The following is a 19,802-nucleotide window of genomic DNA, read 5'->3' as shown; positions in this document are numbered from 1 at the left end:
GGCCGGCACCGCGGCACCGCTGCCGGCGGCGTGGCGGGCGCTGGCGCGCGGCAGCTCCGGCAGCGCGGTGATCCACCTCGACGGCATCGCCTACAGCGCCGGCTGCAGCGTGTCCGGCGGCTACCGCGAGTACCACCGCGCCGTCGACGGCGATGCCGGCAACGGCCCGCACGACCTGCTGTCGCTGGTGCTGGTCCGGCTCGGCGCGCTGCAATCGCAGGCCCCGGCCGCCGCCATCGTGTTCGACGCGGCCCCGCCCCCGCCGCGTGCGGCTGGGCCGTCGCTGTCGATCGCGAGCTTCCTGTGCGGCGGGCAATGGCTGGGCGTGCCTGCCGGCATGGCACTGCAGGCGCTGCAGCAGCCGCGCATCGCGGCGCTGCCGAACGCGCCGGCCCACCTGCCGGGCATGGTCGAGTTCGACGGCCGGCTGCTGCCGGTGGTCGACCTCGGCGTGCTGCGCGGCACCGCGGCCGCCGCCGACCCGCACGCACCGCTGGTGGTCGCCGAAGCCTCGGGCGGCCAGCGCTTCGCGCTGCGCGTCGACGAACTGGGGCCGGTGTTCGAGGTCGCCGCGACGCGCGTGCAATCGCTGGCACGCCAGGGCGGCGCCGGCGAGCGACTGGTCAGCAGCCACCAACGGATGCTGATCCTGCTGGACGTCGACGCGCTGGTGGCGCAGGCCGGCGTCGCGGCGCTGGCGGAAGCCGTCACGGTCTAGCCCGCAGAGCGCCGGGCCGCCCGGCACCGAGGGCTCGTCATCCAGGCCGCTGCAGGCTCTCGTCGAGCAGCACCGCCAGCGCCTTCGCCTGGTACTCGCGCGCCAGCCGCTGCACCCGTTCGGCAAAGGGCCGGTAGCGCTCGTCGACCGACAGCAGCCGCGCCGCCTCGTCGCCGATCGCGGTCATGTTGCCGGTGCGGCTCAGGCGCTGCAGCTCGCGCAGCTCGTCGGCGGTCGGCAGGAACTCCGCCGGCATGCTGCCGTTGCCGCCGGCGGCTGCCGCTTCGGCCGCCGGCTCGGGCGTCTCGAGAATCCATTCCAGCCCGAGCAGGTTGCCGATCTGCCGCAACAGGCTCTCGCGCCGGATCGGCTTGGCCTCGAAGGCATTGGCCCCCGCGGCCAGCCAGCGCCGCTGGTCATCGGGCGCGACGCTGGCCGAGATCGCGACCACCGGCACCTGCGCCATGCCGTCGAGGTGGCGGATCAGCCGCGTCGCCTCGACGCCATCCATCACCGGCATCATCATGTCCATCAGGATCAGGTCGGGACGCCGCGCCCGCACGCGCTGCAGCGCGCTCTCGCCATTGGCCGCCTCGTCGATCTCGAAGCCCAGCAGGCGCAGCAGGTAGGCCAGCATCTCGCGATTCTCGGGGATGTCGTCGACGATCAGCACGCGCCGCGGCTCGCCGGCGTAGCCGATCACCGTCGGCTCGGCGCGCCCCACCTCGGCACCGGTCGCCAGCACCGGCAGCACCAGGTCGAACCAGAAGCGGCTGCCTTCGTCGGGCACGCTGCGCAGCAGGATGTCGCTGCCCATCAGGCGCACCAGCTGCCGGCTGATCGACAGCCCGAGCCCGCTGCCGCCGGCCCGCCGCGAGGCATCGCCCACCTGCTCGAAGGGCTGGAACAGCCGCTGCATCTGCGCCGCATCCATGCCGATCCCGGTGTCGCTGACCTCGAAGCGGATCTGCGCCTGCGCTGCGTCGATGCGCTGCAGGTGCACGTCCAGCCGCACCTGCCCGACGTCGGTGAACTTGACCGCGTTGCCCAGCAGGTTCAGCAGCACCTGGCGCAGCCGCCGCGCATCCACCATCACCGCCTTCGGCAGCTCGCCGTGCACCTCCAGCAGGAAGGCCAGGCCCTTGTGGCTGGCCTTGATGCGGATCAGGTCGCGGATGACGCCCAGGAAGCTGGGCACGTCCATCGGCGCCGTATCCAGGTCGAGCTTGCCGGATTCGATCTTGGCGATGTCGAGGATGTCGTTGATCAGCGTCAGCAGGTGCTCGCCGCTGCTCTGGATGGTCTTCAGGCCGGCCGCCTGCTGCGCGTCGAGCGACTTGTCGAGCCGCAGCACCTGCGTGTAGCCGAGGATGCCGTTGAGCGGCGTGCGCAGCTCGTGGCTCATGTTGGCGAGGAAGGTCGCCTGCGCGCGCTGCGCCGCGATGGCGGCATCGCGGGCCGCCGTCAGCTGCTGCTCGACCGCGCGGCGCAGCGTCGCGTCGCGCACCACCAGCACCGTCAGGCCGCCGTCGTCGGCGGTGACCTCGCTGAGCGACACCTCCGCCGGGAAGTCGCGCCCGCCGCGGTGATGGCCGAGCGCGCTGCGCGCCCCCGGCTGCGCCACCTGCAGCGGCGGGTCGAAGCCCGACAGCAGGCATTCGAGCGGCTGCCCGGCGGCCTCGTCGGGCGAGCGGCCGAACATCGCCTCGCCCGCCGGGTTGAGCTGCTCGACCCGCGTGCCGCGCACCACGACGATGCCGTCGGCGGTGTGGTCGATGATCGCGGCCAGGCGGCGCTGCTCGGTCTCCAGAGACGCGCGCGTCAGCGCCAGCAGCCGGCGGTCCTCGAGGAAGCGCTCGACCGCGCGCGCCATGTCGCTGATCTCGTCGTAGCCCTGCACCGGCACCACGCAGGGCTGGCTGTCGAGGCGGTCGCTGCGCAGCGAATCGCTGACCTGCTGCAGCCGGCCGACCACGTGCTGCCCGAGGAAGACCCGCGCCACCGCGATCGCCGCCAACAGGCTGCCGATGAACAGCGCGAGGATCCAGCGCTGCTTGCCCTCGGACGACTCCACCAGCTGCCGCACCGCTTCGCGGTAGTCGCTGCGCGACGCGGCCGACCAGGTGCCGGCCGCCGTGCCCATGGCCTGCGACTGGCGGTTCATCTCGTCGCGCAACGCGGCCATCACCTGGCGCTGGGCCAGCAGCTTCTCGCGCAGCGTGAACAGCATGCGCACGTCGGACATCAGCGATTCGGCCGAGGCCGCCGACCAGCTGCTGGGGCGCGCCGACAGCACCGTCAGCGGCACCAGCCGACTGCGCAGCGTGCCCAGCTCGTCCTCCTGGTTGACGCCGGCCAGCTGGTACAGCAGCACCACCAGCGGCAGCTGCTCGCGGCCGTACAAGGCCTCCAGCTGGCCGATGCGGTCTTCGAGCATGCGCGCGAACTGCAGCTCGGTGCGCAGCGAATCCTCGCGCAGCTGCGTGGCCGTGTTGGCCGAGTTGCGCAGCAGCTGGCTCGCCTGGTGCAGGTCGAGCACGATCACGTCGCCGCTCGCGTTGCTGATCTGCGCCACCAGCGCGTCGTAGTCCTGCAGGTGCTTCTGCATCCGCAGGTAGATGCGGCGCACTTCGTCGGCCGAGGGGGTGTTGATCAGCTGGTAGGCGTCGAGCGAGATCGCCGAGGTTTCGGCGACCAGCTCCTGGGCCAGCCGCACCCGCTGCAGGCGCTGCTCGCCGAGCCCGCGCGAGGCCACGGCGAGCTCGCGCACGGTGTGCAGCGCGATGATCCCGCCCGCGACGATGATGACCGCCAGGCCCAGGAAGGCCAGCGCGAATTGCCGCCGCAGCGAGCGGGGTACCAGCTGACGCAACTGCACGGTGGGCGGCCCTCCGGTCCCGGCGCGTCAGCGTTTCCAGATGCGCCGGTAGGCCTCGCGATAGCCGTTGTCCGGGTCGTACAACAGCCGGCGCGAACCTTCGCACGACATGTTCTCGGTCGTCACCAGGCGCGGCGGCGCGACGAAGCCGCTCAGCGGCTGGCCGGCGAACAGCCGGTTCAGCTCGTCGACGACCTGCCAGCCCTGCAGGTTCAGCGGATCGGCGGCCGTGGCGGTCTGGAACGACTTCGCCGCGATGCGCAGGAAGGCGGCCGAGCTGCCGTCGCCGCCCGAGATCAGCCGCACGCCGTCGCTCGGCACCTTCAGGTTGATCAGCTCGGGCACCATGTAGTCGAAGTAGATGTCGTTGACGGCCAGCGCATGCGTCCAGCGCTTGCCGTGGCGCTTCAGCAGGTCCTGCGTGATGCCGGCCATGCGGGTACCGGTCTCCTCCATGCCGACGTCCAGTAGGCCCAGCAGCTCGCACTGCCTGCAGGCGCGGATGACGTCGGCCATCGCGTTCGCCTTGGTCATCGCCATCTGCAGCTTCGAGTCGGTGAAGATCACGACGCCGGCGCGCCCGCCCGCTTCGAGGATGGCCTTGGAGGCGGCCATGCGGGCCACCAGCATCGGGTCGCTGGTCACGTTGGTCGTCACCGGCGTGCCGGCGATCGGCCCCGGCCACGGGTTCGCGTGCCAACTGATCAGCACCACGCCGCGGCGCGTGAACTGCGTCAGGTCGTACGGGCCGTAGCCCTTGGTCGCCGAGCCCTCCAGCGTCAGGCCGCCCATCAGCGCGACGGCATCGGGCTTGAACTCCAGCACCTCCTTCATGACCCGGTCGCGGTTGCCGATGACGCCGCCGACGTCGAACACCTTGACGGTCCAGCCGATCGCCGCCGCCGCCTCGCGCACGCCCAGCGAGGCCGCCAGCACACCGCCGTTGCGCAGGTCCTCGATGACCATCGCGATGGTCTTGCCCGCCTGGGCCGCCGGCCCGGTCTCGACCTTCGGCTCGCCGCCGCAGCGGATGCCGGCAGCCACCACCTGCTGCTCCTTCGCGAGCGAAGGCACCGAATCGGGATCTTGCGGCGCCGCGCCGCGGGCGGCGGCCAGCGCGAATAATGCGAAGCCTGCGGCCAGGAGCCGCAGCGATGGACGGGGACGGGCAGGCATGGACGCACCTCTCGGGGTTGGGGCTGCGCTTCGTTATCGCGCCGCGACCCGTTTGCCGCAAGAGGGTCAATCCGGGAGTCCATTCGGACCCGGGGTCGTGCGTTCAGTCGTCTTTCTCGAGCCGCTTGCCCATGCTCATCACGTCGTCTTCCGAGAAGCCGAGGCTTTCGTAGAACGCGATCACCGCGCTGTTGCCGCGGCGGATCTGCAGGTTGATCTTCGGGCAGCCGCGCTCGCGCAGGCGCAGTTCGGCCCAGTGCATCAGCGCGCGGCCCAGGCCGCCGCGCTGCAGCTTCGGCGTCACCGCCAGGTAGTTGATCCAGCCGCGGTGGCCCTCGTAGCCGGCCATCACGGTGCCGACCAGCTCGCCGTCGAGCTCGGCGACGGCGAACAGCTCGGGCTGCTCGGCGAACTTGCGCGCGATGTCCTTGGACGGGTCGTTCCACGGCCGGGTCAGGCCGCAGGCCTGCCACAGCACGATGACGGCGGCCTCGTCGGCGCGCCGGCACGGCCGGATCCGCCAGGCGCCGAGACTCACAGGCGCTCTGCCACCCAGCCCTGCACCGAGGCCAGCGCCTGCGGCAGCTGCGACGCATCGGTGCCGCCGGCCATCGCCAGGTCGGCCTTGCCGCCGCCCTTGCCGCCGACCTGCTGCGCGACGAAGTTGACCAGCTCGCCGGCCTTGACGCGCCCGACGCTGTCGGCCGTGACGCCGGCGGCCAGCTGCACCTTGCCGCCGTCGACCGCGGCCAGCACGATGGCGGCGGTCTTCAGCTTGTCCTTCAGCTTGTCCATGGTCTCGCGCAAGGTCTTCGCGTCGGCACCTTGCAGCGTCGCGGCCAGCACCTTCAGGCCCTTGACGTCGATCGCCTGGCTGACGAGTTCATCACCTTGCGACGAGGCCAGCCGGCCCTTCACCGTGCCCAGTTCCTTCTCGAGCGCGCGCACCTGGTCGAGCACCTGCGACAGGCGCTGCGGCACCTCGGTGGGCGCGGCCTTCAGCGTGGCGGCCAGCTGGTGCACCGTGCTCTCGAGCGACTGCAGGTAGGCGAGCGCGTTGACGCCGGTCACCGCCTCGATGCGGCGGACGCCGGCGGCCACGCCGCTTTCGGCCACCACCTTGAACAGGCCGATGTCGCCGGTGCGGTGTACGTGGGTGCCGCCGCACAGCTCGCGGCTGCTGCCGATGTCGAGCACGCGCACGGTCTCGCCGTACTTCTCGCCGAACAGCATCATCGCGCCGGTCTTCTGCGCCGACTCGATGTCCATCACGCGCGCCTGCGTGGCCGCGTTGGCCAGGATCTCGGCGTTGACGCGGCGCTCGATCTCGGTCACCTGCTGCGGCGTGACCGGCGCGTTGTGCGCGAAGTCGAAGCGCGTCTTCTCGGCGTCGACCAGCGAGCCCTTCTGCTGCACGTGCGTGCCCAGCACCTCGCGCAGCGCCTTGTGCATCAGGTGGGTCGCGCTGTGGTTGCGCACCGTGGCGGCGCGCAGCTCGCCGTCGACGCGCGCCGTCACGCTGTCGCCCACCGACAGCCGGCCCTGGCTCAGCACGCCGTGGTGGCCGAACACGTCGGCCTTGATCTTCTGCGTGTCCTGCACGCCGAACAGAACGCCCTCGGCGGTCAGCGAGCCCTGGTCGCCGACCTGGCCGCCGCTCTCGGCGTAGAACGGCGTCACGCTCAGCACGACGATGCCGGTCTGGCCTTCGAGCAGCTGCTGCACCGGGCTGCCTTCCTGGTACAGCGCGGCCACGGTCGCCTGTTCTTCCAGGTGCTCGTAGCCGGTGAAGGCGTGGCCGGCACCGGTGTATTCGACGGCGCGCGCCATCTTGAACTTGCCGGCCGCGCGGCCCTGGGCCTTCTGCTGCTCCATCGCCGCGCCGAAGCCGACCTCGTCGACCTCGACGCCGCGCTCGCGGCAGACGTCCTGCGTCAGGTCGAGCGGGAAGCCGTAGGTGTCGTGCAGCTTGAAGGCGACGTCGCCGGGCAGCGTCTTCTGGCCGCCGGCCAGCGCCGCATCGAGGATCTCCATGCCGTTGGCCAGGGTCTCGAAGAAGCGCACCTCCTCGGCCTTCAGCGTGTCGGTGATGTGCTGCTGCTCGGCGGCGAGCTTCGGGTAGGCGGCGCCCATCTCCTTGACGAGGTCGGCCACCAGCTTGTGGAAGAACGGCTTCTTCTGGCCCAGCTTGTAGCCGTGGCGGATGGCGCGCCGGATGATGCGGCGCTGCACGTAGCCGCGGCCTTCGTTGCTCGGGATCACGCCGTCGCTGACCAGGAACGCGGTCGCGCGGATGTGGTCGGCGATCACGCGCAGGCTCTTGTTCGACAGGTCCTTCTCGCCCGCGCTGTTTCCAAAAACTTCACGAGAAGCGGCGCGGATCAGGCGGTCGAACAGGTCGATCTCGTAGTTGCTGTGCACGTGCTGCAGGATCGCGGCCAGGCGCTCCAGGCCCATGCCGGTGTCGACGCAGGGCGCCGGCAGCTTCTTGATGCTGCCGTCGGGCTGCATGTCGAACTGCATGAACACGTTGTTCCAGATCTCGATGTAGCGGTCGCCGTCGGCGTCCGGCGAACCCGGGGGGCCGCCGGCCACGCCCGGGCCGTGGTCGTAGAAGATCTCCGAGCACGGGCCGCAGGGGCCGGTGTCGGCCATCATCCAGAAGTTGTCGGAGGCGTACTTGGCGCCCTTGTTGTCGCCGATGCGCACCACGCGCTCGGGCGGCAGGCCGATGACCTGGGTCCAGATGTCGTAGGCCTCGTCGTCGTCGATGTAGACGGTGGCCCACAGCTTGTCGGCCGGCAGCTGGTAGACCTTCGTCAGCAGCTCCCAGGCCCAGGTCAGCGCGTCGTGCTTGAAGTAGTCGCCGAAGCTCCAGTTGCCCAGCATCTCGAAGAAAGTGTGGTGGCGCGCGGTGTAGCCGACGTTCTCGAGGTCGTTGTGCTTGCCGCCGGCGCGCAGGCAGGCCTGGACGGATGCGGCGCGCACGTAGGGGCGCTTGTCGGTGCCGAGGAAGACGTCCTTGAACTGCACCATGCCCGAGTTGGTGAACATCAGCGTCGGGTCGTTGGCGGGCACCAGCGGGCTCGACGCGACGATGGTGTGGCCCTTCGATTCGAAGAACTTCAGGAACGTGTCGCGGATCTCGGAGGCTTTCATCCTGTTTTCTCTCTAAGGGAGCGGGCTGGGCGGAACCGTTGATTATAGGAAAGGCCCTGTTGCCCGGATGGAGCGCAGCGCAATCCGGGAGCGGCGGTCCCGGATTGGCATCCGGGTTACGCGGCGTCCTGCAGCTGGATTTGCGCGGCCAGGAAGCCGTACAGCCGCTCGTCGTCGCTGAAGGCCACGTTGAAGCGCAGCCAGCCGGTCGGGCGCGGCTCGACCAGGAACAGCTGGCCCGGCCCGAGCATGATGCCCTCGCCCACCGCCTGCTGCGACAGCTCGGCGCCGTCGGGCAGGTCGGGGTGGCGGGCCCACAGGTACATGCCCGCCTTCGGCTCGCCGAACAGCTCGAAGCCGAGCCCGGCCAGGCGCTGCGCGACCCGGCCGTGCGCGTCGGCCAGGCGGTCGCGCACCGACTTCAGGTGCTTGCGCCAGCGCCCTTCGGTCAGCGCACCGAAGGCCAGCCGCTCGGTGATGTCCGACGAGGTCAGCCCCGACACCATCTTCAGCTGCGCCAGCTCGTCCAGCAGGTCCGGCCGCGCGACGACGTAGCCGACGCGGATGTTCGGCGAGATCGTCTTCGAGAAGCTGCCGACGTAGACCACGCGGCGCAGCTGGTCGAGGCTCGCGAGCGACGGCCGCGGTTCCGGATCCATGTCGGCATAGATGTCGTTCTCGACCAGCGTCACGCCGTACGCCTCGGCCAGCTGCAGCAGCCGGTAGGCCTGCGCCAGCGGCGTCACCGAGCCGGTCGGGCTTTGCAGGCGCGGCTGCGTGAAGAAGACCTTCGGCCGGTGCTCGGCCAGCAGCGCCTCGAGCGCCGGCAGGTCGTAGCCGGCCGGCGTGCGCGGCACGCCGATCAGCCGCGCCCCGAGGAAGCGCAGCATGAACATCAGGTTCGGGTAGCCGGGGTCGTCGACCAGCACCGGATCGCCCGGCTTCAGCAGCCGCCGTGCCACCAGGTCGAGCGCCTGGCTGGAGCCCTGGGTCAGCAGCACCTGCTCGGCACCGACCGCGATCTGCTGCTCGGCCAGCGATTCGGCCACCAGGATGCGCAGCGCCATGTGGCCGTGCGGCAGCCCGTAGCCGCCCAGCTCGGCACCATCCGCCGCCATCTGGCGCAGGCTGCGCCGCACGCCTTCCTCGAACAGCCAGTCGTGCGGCAACCAGCCGCAGCCGGGCTTCAGCGCCAGGTTGCGGTTCTCGAAGATCTGCTTCAGGTACCACTGGGCGTCGAAGCGCAGGTCGGCCACCGGCTTGGGCGCCGGGGCGGCGGCCGGCCCGTCGGCGCTGCGGCGCCGCACGAAGAAGCCGGCGTTGGCCCGCGAGGTGAGCCAGCCCTGCGCCACCAGCCGGTCGTAGGCCTCGACCACGGTGAACACGCTGACGCCGTGCGAGGCCGCGAAGGCGCGGATCGACGGCAGCTTGGCACCGGGCTTGAGCGACTGGTCCGCGATCATGCGGCGCAAGCCCTCGACGATCTGGCCGACCAGCGGCATCGGGGAGTTCGGGTTCAGCGTGAACATCGGTGGCGATCGGGCTGGGCGTGACTTCATCGTGCGTGGCGCACCGAATAGGGGCTTGCATGTACAGGCACCCCGCCCTGCACAGTACACCGAATCGCCGCACCGTCTGTACATGGCGGCCYGGGTTTGCGATGCCTACAGTCCGCCGATCGCAATTTTTGCAACACGAGTGAAGCCATGCAACGCGAAGCCCACCTGACCAACGCCGCCCTGATGGCCCGCCGCCAGGCCGCGATCGCCCGCGGCGTCGGGCAGGCGCACCCGATCTTCGTCAGCCGCGGCCGCAATGCCGAGGTCTGGGACGTCGAAGGCCGGCGCTACATCGACTTCGCCGGCGGCATCGCGGTGCTGAACACCGGCCACTGCCACCCGGAGGTGATCGCCGCCGTGAAGGCGCAGCTCGACGAGTACACGCACACCTGCTTCCAGGTGCTGGCCTACGAGCCCTACGTCGAACTGGCCGAGCGGCTGAACGCGCTGGCCCCCGGCGCGTTCGCGAAGAAATCGCTGTTCCTGACCACCGGCGCCGAGGCGGTCGAGAACGCCGTCAAGATCGCGCGCTCGTTCACCCGCCGCCCGGGCGTGATCGCCTTCACCGGCGGCTACCACGGCCGCACCATGCTGACGCTCGGGCTGACCGGCAAGGTCGCGCCCTACAAGACCGGCTTCGGGCCGTTCCCGGGCGAGACCTTCCACGCGCTGTTTCCGAACGCGCTGCACGGCGTCAGCGTCGACGACGCGCTGCAGTCGGTCGAGACGATCTTCAAGAACGACATCGAGCCCGAGCGCGTGGCCGCGTTCATCGTCGAGCCGGTGCAGGGCGAAGGCGGATTCCACGTCGCGCCGAACGAGTTCATCGCGCGGCTGAAGGCGCTGGCCGAGCGCCACGGCATCCTGCTGATCGCCGACGAGGTGCAGACCGGCGCCGGCCGCACCGGCACCTGGTTCGCGAGCGCGCAGTGGCCGGTGGCGCCGGACCTGATCACCACCGCCAAGTCGATGGCCGGCGGCTTTCCGATCGCCGGCGTGGTCGGCCGCGCCGACGTGATGGACGCGCCCGGCCCCGGCGGGCTGGGCGGCACCTATGCCGGCTCGCCGATCGGCTGCGCCGCGGCGCTGGCGGTGCTGAAGGTGTTCGACGACGAACAGCTGCTGCGGCGCAGCCGGCTGCTGGGCGAGCGTCTGGTGGCCGGGCTGACGCGCATCGCCCGCGCGGTGCCGCAGGTGCGCGACGTGCGCGGCCTGGGCGCGATGGTGGCGATCGAGCTGTTCGAAGGCGGCGACCTGGCCAAGCCGGCTGCCGAGCTGACGCGGCAGGTGGTGGCCGAGGCGGCCCGCCGCGGGCTCATACTGCTGTCCTGCGGCACGCACGGCAACGTGATCCGCGTGCTGGTGCCGCTGACGGCCGAGGACACGCTGGTCGACGAAGGCCTGCAGCTGCTGGCCGACAGTTTCGCCGCTCTGCGTTGAACGAGGTGCGCATGCCCGTTTTGTCCGAGCCCTCCCCCGCCCCGTCCCCGACGGCGTCCGCGCCCGGGCCGGCGGCCGAGCCGCTGGTGCGCCTGCGCGGCGTGCAGAAAACCTACGACGGCAGCCACCTGGTGGTGCGCCAGCTCGACCTGGACATCCGCCGTGGCGAGTTCCTGACGCTGCTCGGGCCCTCCGGTTCGGGCAAGACGACGACGCTGATGATGCTGGCCGGCTTCGAATCGCCGACCGCCGGCGACATCCTGCTGGACGGCAAGCCGATCACGCGCACGCCGCCGCACAAGCGGCACTTCGGCATGGTGTTCCAGAACTACGCGCTGTTCCCGCACCTGACGGTCGGGCAGAACGTGGCCTACCCGCTGACGGTGCGCCAGCAGCCGCGCGACGAGCAAGCGCGTCGCGTCGCGAAGGCGCTCGACATGGTGCGGCTGAACGGGCTGGCCGACCGCATGCCGGCGCAGCTGTCGGGCGGCCAGCAGCAGCGCGTCGCGCTGGCGCGGGCGCTGGTGTTCGAGCCGCAGCTGGTGCTGATGGACGAGCCGCTGGGCGCGCTCGACAAGCAGCTGCGCGAGCACATGCAGATCGAGCTGAAGGAGTTGCACCGCCAGCTCGGCGTCACCTTCGTCTACGTCACCCACGACCAGGGCGAGGCGCTGACGATGAGCGACCGCGTGGCGGTGTTCAACGACGGCGCGGTGCAGATGCTGGCCCCGGTGGAGGCGATGTACGAGGCCCCGGCCAACCGCTTCGTCGCCGGCTTCATCGGCGACAGCACGGTGGTCAGGGGCACGGTGCGCGCGACCCCCGTGGACGCCGGCGGCGACCGCTGCGGCATGGTGCTGGTCGACGGCCGGGTGCTGACCGGCGTCAACGTCAACGGCGCGGCGGTGGGCGCGGCGGTCGAGGCCTGCATCCGGCCCGAGCGCATCCTGCTGCACGCCCAGGCCCCGGCCGAGCGCGGCAACCTGCTGCAGGCCCGCGTGACCAGCGTCATCTACTTCGGCGACCACCTGCGGTTGCTGTGCACGCTGGGCGAAGGCCAGCCGGCGGCGACCGTGAAGCTGCCGCTGGCCGGCGGTGCCGCGCCGCAGGCGGGCGACGCCGCCTGGCTGGAGCTGCCGCCCGAGCACACCCGGATCTACACCCTCTGATTCCCCACCCCGAAAGAAGGACCCGCGTCATGAAGAAGAGCATCCTGAGCATCGCCCTGGCCCTAGGGTTTTCGCTGCCTGCCTTCGCGCAGCAGATCACCGTCGTCAACTTCGGCGGTGCCAATGCCAACGCGCAGAAGAAGGCCTACTACGAGCCGTTCGAGAAGACCGGCACCAAGGTCGTGCCGGTGGAATACAACGGCGAGCAGGCCAAGATCAAGGCCATGGTCGAGACGAAGAAGGTGACCTGGGACGTGGTCGAGGTCGAATCGCCCGACGTGGCGCGCGGCTGCGACGAAGGCCTGTTCGAGAAGCTCGACTACAGCAAGCTGGGCGGCAAGGCCGACCTGCTGCCGGCGGCCGTCAGCGACTGCGGCATCGGCATCTTCGTGTGGTCGACGGTGATGGCCTACAACGGCGACAAGCTGAAGGGCACGCCGGCCACCTGGGCCGATTTCTGGGACCTGAAGAAATTCCCCGGCAAGCGCGGCATGCGCRAGGGCGCGCGCTACAACCTCGAGTTCGCGCTGATGGCCGACGGCGTGAAATCCGCGGACGTCTACAAGGTGCTGGCGACCAAGGAAGGCGCCGAGCGCGCGTTCAAGAAGCTGACCGAGCTGAAGCCGAGCATCCAGTGGTGGGAGGCCGGCGCGCAGCCGCCGCAGTTCCTGGTGGCGGGCGACGTGGCGCTGACGACGGTCTACAACGGCCGCATCGATGCCGCCAACCGCGAAGGCAAGAACCTGAAGATCACCTGGACCGGCGGCATCTACGACCTGGACTACTGGGTGATCCCGAAGGGCACGCCGAACAAGGATGCGGCGATGAAGTTCATCGCGTTCGCGAGCACGCCGGAAGCGCAGGCCGAGTATGCGAAGAACATCGCCTATGGCCCGACCAACACCAAGGCGCTGGCCAGGCTGGACGCGAAGGTCCTGGGCAACCTGCCGACCTCGCCGGCGAACTCGAAGGATGCACTGCAGTTCAACCTGAAGTTCTGGGCCGACCAGGGCGAGGAGCTGGAGAAGCGCTTCGCATCGTGGGCAGCGCAGTAAGGGCCGGGCCGCCATGACGATCGCGCTGCGCCGCCAGCTGGCACGCGCCGAGCGGCGGCGCAAGCTGCGGGCGTTCTCGCTGACGCTGCCGCTGCTGCTGTTCCTGCTGCTGACCTTCCTGGTGCCGATCGCCGCGCTGCTCAAGCGCGCGGTCGAGAACCCGGAGGTCGCGACCGCGCTGCCGCGCACCGTCGCCGCCCTCGGCACCTGGGACCGCCAGGGCGTGCCGGCGGCCGAGGCCTTCGCGGCGCTGGTGGCCGACCTGGGCGCCCTGCCCGACAGCTCGGATGCCGGTGCCGTCGCGCGCCGGCTCAACAGCGATGCAGCCGGCGCCCGTTCGCTGCTGATGGGCACCTACCGCGCGCTGCCTCTGGAAGGCGCTGGTGACCCGGCGCAGGCCCGGGCAAAGCTGCTGGCCCTGGACGAGCGCTGGTCCGAACCCCGCTACTGGCAGGCGATCGCGAAGAATGGCTCGCGCTGGACACCCGACTACCTGCTGGCCGCGGTCGACCTGCGGCGCGATGCCACCGGCCAGGTCGAGCGCATGCCCGAGGACCAGCGTGCCTTCGCGCGCATCCTCGGCCGCACCTTCGCGATCAGCGCCGTCGTCACCCTGTGCTGCCTGCTGCTCGGCTACCCGCTCGCGTGGTGGCTGTCGACGCTGCCGGCACGCCGGGCCAACGTGCTGATGATCCTGGTGCTGGTGCCGTTCTGGACCTCGATCCTGGTGCGCGTGGCCGCGTGGATCGTGCTGCTGCAGTCGCAGGGGCTGGTGAACCGCAGCCTGATGGGCCTGGGCCTGGTCGACGAGCCGCTGCCGCTGCTGTTCAACCGGCTGGGCGTCGTCATCGCGATGACCCACATCCTGCTGCCCTTCATGATCCTGCCGCTGTACAGCGTGATGAAGAGCGTGCCGGCCACCTACGTGCGCGCGGCGGTGTCGCTGGGCAGCCCGCCGCTGGCGGCCTTCTTCCGCGTCTACGTGCCGCAGACCTTCCCCGGCATCGGCGCCGGCGCGCTGCTGGTGTTCATCCTGGCCATCGGCTACTACGTGACGCCGGCACTGCTGGGCGGCGCCGACGACCAGATGCTGAGCTACTACATCGCGCAATACACCAACGTGAACATCAACTGGGGCATGGCCTGCGGACTGGGGGCATTGCTGCTGTCGGCAACGCTGGTCCTCTATGCCGTGTACCGTCGCATCGTGAAGTCTGAATTGAGCCTCGGATGAAGCTGCCCGCCCTGCCGGTGTTCCCGGCCTACGCGACGCCACTCGACAAGGCCGGCTGGTGGGCCGTGCGCATCGCCTGCGTCGGCGTGCTGGCCTTCCTGCTGCTGCCGATCCTGGTGATCATGCCGCTGTCGTTCAGCGACAGCTCCTTCCTCGCCTACCCGATCCCGGGCTGGTCGCTGAAGTGGTACCAGAACCTCTTCACGTCGGCCGAGTGGGCGCGCGCCGCGAAGAACAGCTTCATCGTCGCGCCGGCCGCCACCCTCATCGCCACCGTGCTGGGCACGCTGGCGGCGGTGGGCCTGGCGCGCACAGACTTCCCGTTCAAGGGCCTGCTGATGAGCCTGCTGATCGCACCGATGGTGGTGCCGATCGTCGTGGTCGGCGTCAGCACCTACCTGTTCTTCGCCAACGCCGGGCTGGCCGACAGCTACACCGCGCTGATCATCGTGCACGCGGCGCTCGGCGCACCCTTCGTGCTGACCACCGTGCTGGCCACGCTGCAGGGCTTCAACAACAACCTGGTGCGCGCCAGCCTGAGCCTGGGCGAGAACCCGCTGCGCACCTTCTTCCGCATCACGCTGCCGGTGATCGCACCGGGCGTGGTCTCGGGCGCGCTGTTCGCGTTCGCGACCTCGTTCGACGAGGTGGTGGTGACGCTGTTCCTCGCCGGGCCCGAGCAGGTGACGCTGCCCCGGCAAATGTTCACCGGCATCCGCGAGAACATCACGCCGACGATCGCGGCGGTGGCGACGCTGCTGATCCTGTTCACGACCAGCCTGCTGCTGGTGCTCGAATGGCTGCGGGGGCGCAAGCGATGAAGGAACTGAACCAGCCGCTGGGCGGCAACGCGATGCCGCGCTTCGCCGGGCTCGCGACGATGATGCGGTTGCCGGCCGCCACGTCGGCGCAGGGGCTGGACGCGGCCTTCATCGGCGTGCCGCTGGACATCGGCACCTCCAACCGTGCCGGCGCGCGCTTCGGGCCGCGGCAGATCCGCGCCGAATCAGCCCTGCTTCGGCCGTACAACATGGCGACCGGGGCCGCGCCTTTCGATGCGCTGCAGGTGGCCGACCTCGGCGACGTGCCGGTCAACACCTATTCGCTGGACAAGTCGCTGCCATTGATCACGGCGTTCTACGACGCGGTGCTGGCCGCCGGCTGCAAGCCGTTGACGCTAGGCGGCGACCACACGATCGCGCTGCCGATCCTGCGCGCGATCGCGAAGCGGCATGGGCCGGTGGCGCTGGTGCACGTGGATGCGCATGCCGACGTCAACGACGAGATGTTCGGCGAGCGGGTCGCACACGGCACGCCGTTCCGCCGCGCCGTCGAGGAAGGCCTGCTGCAATGCGACAAGGTCTGGCAGATCGGCCTGCGCGGAACCGGCTACGCCGCCGACGACTTCGACTGGCCGCGGGCGCAGGGCTTCACCGTCGTGCAGGCGCACGAGGTGTGGTACCAGTCGCTCGCACCGCTGATGGCCCGGGTGCGCGAGCGCATCGGGACGACGCAGCCGGTCTACGTCACCTTCGACATCGACGGCATCGACCCGTCGTTTGCCGGCGGCACCGGCACGCCCGAGATCGGCGGCCTGACGGTGCCGCAGGCATTGGAGATCATCCGCGGCTGCCACGGGCTGAACGTGGTCGGCGGCGACCTGGTGGAGGTGGCGCCGCCCTACGACACGTCCGGCAACACCGCGTTGCTGGGCGCCAACCTGCTCTATGAAATGCTGTGCGTGCTGCCCGGTGTGCCGCGCCGCTGAACCGATGAAGGGACCGAGACGATGGACATGAAGACCTCTCCGCTTGCAACGCTGAAGGATCCGGGCCTGCTGAAGACCAACGCGCTGATCGGTGGCGAGTGGGTGGCCGGCCGAGCGCGCTTCGACGTCAACGACCCGGCGACGAACCTGAAGCTGGTGGACGTGGCCAACCTGGGCGCGGCCGAGGCCGAGGCCGCCGTGGCCGCCGCGAACCAGGCCTGGCCGGCCTGGCGCGGCAAGACCGCGAAGGAGCGCTCGGCCATCCTGATGAAGTGGTACCAGCTGCTGATGGCCCACGCCGACGACCTGGCCCGCATCATGACCGCCGAACAAGGCAAGCCGCTGGCCGAGGCCAAGGGCGAGGTCGGCTACGGCGCGAGCTTCATCGAATGGTTTGCCGAGGAATCGCGCCGCGTGTATGGCGAGACGGTGCCGACCACCGACAACGGCAAGCGGTATCTCGTGATCAAGCAGCCGGTGGGCGTGTGCGCGGCCATCACGCCGTGGAATTTCCCGATCGCGATGATCACGCGCAAGGTGGCGCCCGCGCTGGCGGCCGGCTGCCCGGTGGTGATCAAGCCGGCCGAGCAGACGCCGCTGTCGGCGCTGGCGGTGGCCGAGCTGGCGCAGCGTGCCGGCATGCCGGCGGGCGTGCTGAACGTCATCACCGCCGACGGTGCCAACTCGATCGCGGTGGGCCGGGTGCTGTGCGAGAGCGACCTGGTGCGCCACCTGTCGTTCACCGGTTCGACCGAGGTGGGGCGCATCCTGATGAAGCAATGCGCGCCGACGATCAAGAAGCTGTCGCTCGAACTGGGCGGCAACGCGCCCTTCATCGTGTTCGACGATGCCGACCTGGACAGCGCGGTGGAAGGTGCGCTGGCCAGCAAGTACCGCAACGCCGGCCAGACCTGCGTCTGCGCGAACCGGCTGTACGTGCAGTACGGCGTGTACGACGCCTTCGTCGCGAAGCTGGCCGAGAAGACGAAGACCATCAAGGTGGGCAACGGCTTCGAGGCCGGCGTGACGCAGGGGCCGATGATCGACGACGCGGCGATCGAGAAGATCGAGCGCCACGTGGCGGACGCGACCGCGAAGGGTGCGACGCTGGTGGTGGGCGGTCGCAAGTTCGGCACGCGCTTCTACGAGCCGACGGTGCTGGCGAACGCGACAAGCGAGATGCTGTGCGCGCGCGAGGAGACCTTCGGGCCGGTGGCGCCGGTGTTCCGCTTCAAGACCGAGGCCGAGGCCATCGCGATGGCCAACGACACCGAATTCGGGCTGGCCAGCTATTTCTACAGCCGCGACGTCGGGCGCGTGTTCCGCGTCGGCGAGGCGCTCGAGTACGGCATGGTGGGGATCAACACCGGGCTGATCTCGACGGCGGAGGTGCCGTTCGGCGGGGTCAAGCAGTCGGGGCTGGGGCGCGAGGGGTCGCACCATGGGATCGACGACTACGTCGAGGTGAAGTACCTGTGCCTGGGGGACATCCAGAAGTAGCCCGGATGCCAATCCGGGGCTTGCCCGTCGCACTCAGTCGTTGGCGGCACCCTGCGTGCCATACACCCGCGACAAGGCCTGCGCCGACGCGTGCCGCAGCAGCTCAYCCGGCTGCCGCCCGTCCTGCGGAAACTGCGCGACGCCCACATGCGCCGCGACACCCACGGTGCTGCCCGCCACGTTGAACGGATCGCGCAGCACCCGCACCAGCTTGTCCACCACGCGCTGCGCATCGGCCGGCGATTCGGTGGAGGGCAGCAGCACCGCGAACACGTCGGCGCCGAGCGAGGCCACCACGTCGCTCGCGCGCACGCCACCGCGCAAGCGCACCGCCACCTTGCGGCGCACGACGTTGGCGGACTCGGGGCCATGCGCGGCCTCGATCGGCGCCAGGCCGTCGACGCGGAACACCAGCAGGCTGACCGGCGCCGGCTCGCGCTCGCGCAGTGCCAGCACCTGGCTCRGGTGCTCGATCATCTGGGTGCGGTTGGGCAGCCCGGTCATCAGGTCGGTGGCGTAGGCCTTGCGGGCCTCGCGCTCGATGGTCTTGCGCACCGCGGCCAGGCGCATGCGCTGGGCGAGCGAACCGAGGTCGGCATGGAACACGATGTCCTGCACGCCGGCGTGGACCAGGCGGGCGGCCTGTGCGGGGGTGACGGACGGTGCCAGCAGCACCAGCGCGGCATCGGCCGACGCGGCAGAGAGCGCAGGCCAGGCCAGCACGGTCTCGGCCGCGCCGTCGCCCAGCGCCAGCACGATCACGTCGACCTGGCATTGCCGCGCCTGCTCGCAATCGAGGCCGGTGGCGGTCTGCAGCTCGAAGCTGCCGCCGCCCACGCGGCTTTGCAGCACGCTGGAGCTGATCTCGGCATCGGCCGGCTGGGCATCGATCCACAGCACGCGGCAGGGGGCGTCGGTCATGGGGGGTTCCGGCAGCAACTCGGGTGCAGTTTAGCGGCGACGCGCAGGAAGAATGGGAGGAAAACAGGCCGCCATCGCGCTCAGCTCGGCACCGGGGGATCAAGCGGCAGCAGGATGTCAGACCTGACAGGTGCCCTCACCCGTGAGGGCGACTATGCTTTTCGACCACCGGCCCCCGCATCGGGAATGCACATTTCACATGGGATCAATGAATGCGAGTCGACCACCTTTACCTGCTGGCGATCCATACGAATATGGGCCGTGACCCCATCAAGATGAAAGAAACAATAAACGCAGCCGAGGCACTGTTCAGGCGCCATTCCGTGAAGTGCGGCACAGCGGCCCTCATCGAAGTCGACGCTCTTTTCGCTGGCGACAAACTCGACGCCAAAATATTACAAACTTGTGGAGGCAATGTTCCGCTTGGTGCTGACCTGGACGGAAGAAGCACACATCAGAAAGTTTCCCCGGATGTTTCGACCAGCGGCTCCATGCCAGCCGGTCCCAGCGAATCCAATCGCAAAGATGATCAGACCCCGACGGGGATCRGAAAGTTGACACAGAGAAAGGACGAGTCCAGGACAGTGGGCTTGTACCTTGTGTTCCACTCCGATGGGGGCGGGTGGGCCTTCGATCCCGGTGCTGCTGCCTCCACGATCAAATCGGTCGTTCCGATCGAACTGCACGCAAGCATCGAGAAAATATCGCTCTTTGCATGCGAGATTGCAGCGCGGGGAGAAGACGGAGGATTCTCCGCAGACGAAGTCATCGGCATGCGCATCGAGAAAGGAAGCCACGGTACCAAGGGAGGCCTGCAGCTGATGCTCACGCTCATGCGCGAACTTGGAAATTCAGGAATTCATCCGAAGATCTGCGGGTACGATATCGCGGTATTTGCGGGAGAGGGCCCACCGATCAAGGGCGAGTTGCGGGGCATCGTCAGACGTGTGAATGACGAGTGGCAACCTGTTACTCACAACGATCCTGATATCGACGGAAGAAAACTCGTTGTCTACAAGAAGGGCCGCCAAAGCTTGACGCCCATCAGAGACAAGACCCTGCAGTCGAACACATTCAGAAATCTTCACAAGAAGGTCCTTCGACTGGAAGCCGACGGAACGATCTCGAATGCCTTGGCCGGCTGGTCAAGCCTCGGAAGCTAGGGCTTCGCGGTGATGCAGATTACCGCACTGATCAAGCGCCTGTTGCGGCACAGGCGCGTCAG

15 protein-coding genes are annotated in these 19,802 nt (G+C 69.6%); 9 read left to right on the top strand and 6 right to left on the bottom strand.

The genetic code is table 11. The features are described from left to right. On the top strand, positions 1–718 hold a 718-nt coding region (locus tag AC1DYN_RS20230), incomplete at its 5' end, for a chemotaxis protein CheW (RefSeq protein WP_477962844.1). Between the two features lie 37 nt (positions 719–755). Here AC1DYN_RS20230 and AC1DYN_RS20225 read toward each other — a convergent pair. The 5 genes from AC1DYN_RS20225 to AC1DYN_RS20205 form a co-directional block, all read right to left on the bottom strand. Then, positions 756–3,596 (bottom strand): ATP-binding protein, encoded by a 2,841-nt coding sequence (locus tag AC1DYN_RS20225; RefSeq protein WP_477962842.1) that lies wholly within the window; start codon positions 3,594–3,596, stop codon positions 756–758. 27 nt (positions 3,597–3,623) lie between these two features. Beyond that, positions 3,624–4,772, bottom strand: coding sequence for a type 1 periplasmic-binding domain-containing protein (locus tag AC1DYN_RS20220; protein ID WP_477962840.1), 1,149 nt, complete (start codon positions 4,770–4,772; stop codon positions 3,624–3,626). Positions 4,773–4,875: 103 nt separating this feature from the next. Then, positions 4,876–5,310: a GNAT family acetyltransferase gene (locus tag AC1DYN_RS20215; protein ID WP_477962838.1), complete on the bottom strand. Its 435-nt coding sequence runs from the start codon at positions 5,308–5,310 to the stop codon at positions 4,876–4,878. Continuing rightward, positions 5,307–7,931, bottom strand: a complete 2,625-nt coding sequence (gene alaS / locus AC1DYN_RS20210; protein ID WP_477962836.1) for an alanine--tRNA ligase — start codon at positions 7,929–7,931, stop codon at positions 5,307–5,309. The genes AC1DYN_RS20215 and alaS overlap by 4 nt, the downstream gene beginning before the upstream one ends. Positions 7,932–8,047: 116 nt before the next feature. Beyond that, positions 8,048–9,460 (bottom strand): aminotransferase-like domain-containing protein, encoded by a 1,413-nt coding sequence (locus tag AC1DYN_RS20205; RefSeq protein ID WP_477962834.1) that lies wholly within the window; start codon positions 9,458–9,460, stop codon positions 8,048–8,050. Positions 9,461–9,637: 177 nt separating this feature from the next. Between AC1DYN_RS20205 and gabT the strand changes: the two genes are divergently transcribed. The 7 genes from gabT to AC1DYN_RS20170 are packed head-to-tail and all read left to right on the top strand — an operon-like array spanning position 9,638 to position 17,656. Next, the gene (gabT, locus tag AC1DYN_RS20200; protein WP_477962832.1) at positions 9,638–10,930 is read left to right on the top strand and encodes a 4-aminobutyrate--2-oxoglutarate transaminase; all 1,293 of its coding nucleotides are present in this window, start codon (positions 9,638–9,640) and stop codon (positions 10,928–10,930) included. Between the two features lie 11 nt (positions 10,931–10,941). Next, complete coding sequence (locus AC1DYN_RS20195) at positions 10,942–12,099, top strand: ABC transporter ATP-binding protein (RefSeq protein ID WP_477962830.1); 1,158 nt, start codon at positions 10,942–10,944, stop codon at positions 12,097–12,099. Between the two features lie 29 nt (positions 12,100–12,128). Continuing rightward, positions 12,129–13,154, top strand: coding sequence for an ABC transporter substrate-binding protein (locus AC1DYN_RS20190; protein WP_477962828.1), 1,026 nt, complete (start codon positions 12,129–12,131; stop codon positions 13,152–13,154). 13 nt (positions 13,155–13,167) lie between these two features. Further along, positions 13,168–14,388, top strand: coding sequence for an ABC transporter permease (locus tag AC1DYN_RS20185; RefSeq protein ID WP_477962826.1), 1,221 nt, complete (start codon positions 13,168–13,170; stop codon positions 14,386–14,388). After that, a complete protein-coding gene (locus tag AC1DYN_RS20180; protein WP_477962824.1) occupies positions 14,385–15,209 on the top strand; it encodes an ABC transporter permease in 825 nt (274 codons plus the stop codon). Before AC1DYN_RS20185 ends, AC1DYN_RS20180 begins: the two co-directional genes overlap by 4 nt. Further along, positions 15,206–16,156 (top strand): agmatinase, encoded by a 951-nt coding sequence (speB, locus tag AC1DYN_RS20175; RefSeq protein WP_477962822.1) that lies wholly within the window; start codon positions 15,206–15,208, stop codon positions 16,154–16,156. Before AC1DYN_RS20180 ends, speB begins: the two co-directional genes overlap by 4 nt. Before the next feature lie 21 nt (positions 16,157–16,177). Beyond that, a complete protein-coding gene (locus AC1DYN_RS20170; RefSeq protein WP_477962820.1) occupies positions 16,178–17,656 on the top strand; it encodes an NAD-dependent succinate-semialdehyde dehydrogenase in 1,479 nt (492 codons plus the stop codon). A 33-nt stretch (positions 17,657–17,689) separates the two neighbouring features. Here AC1DYN_RS20170 and AC1DYN_RS20165 read toward each other — a convergent pair whose 3' ends face one another. Next, positions 17,690–18,577: a GGDEF domain-containing protein gene (locus AC1DYN_RS20165; RefSeq protein ID WP_477962818.1), complete on the bottom strand. Its 888-nt coding sequence runs from the start codon at positions 18,575–18,577 to the stop codon at positions 17,690–17,692. Between the two features lie 212 nt (positions 18,578–18,789). Between AC1DYN_RS20165 and AC1DYN_RS20160 the strand changes: the two genes are divergently transcribed. Then, on the top strand, positions 18,790–19,740 hold the full coding sequence (locus tag AC1DYN_RS20160) for a hypothetical protein (protein WP_477962816.1): 951 nt from the start codon (positions 18,790–18,792) through the stop codon (positions 19,738–19,740). The last annotated feature ends 62 nt before the right edge of the window (positions 19,741–19,802 follow it).

This window comes from Rhizobacter sp. P2_D12, from assembly GCF_056404395.1.
The sequence above is the reverse complement of the archived record's forward strand: the minus strand, read 5'-3'. Positions and strand labels throughout refer to the sequence as shown.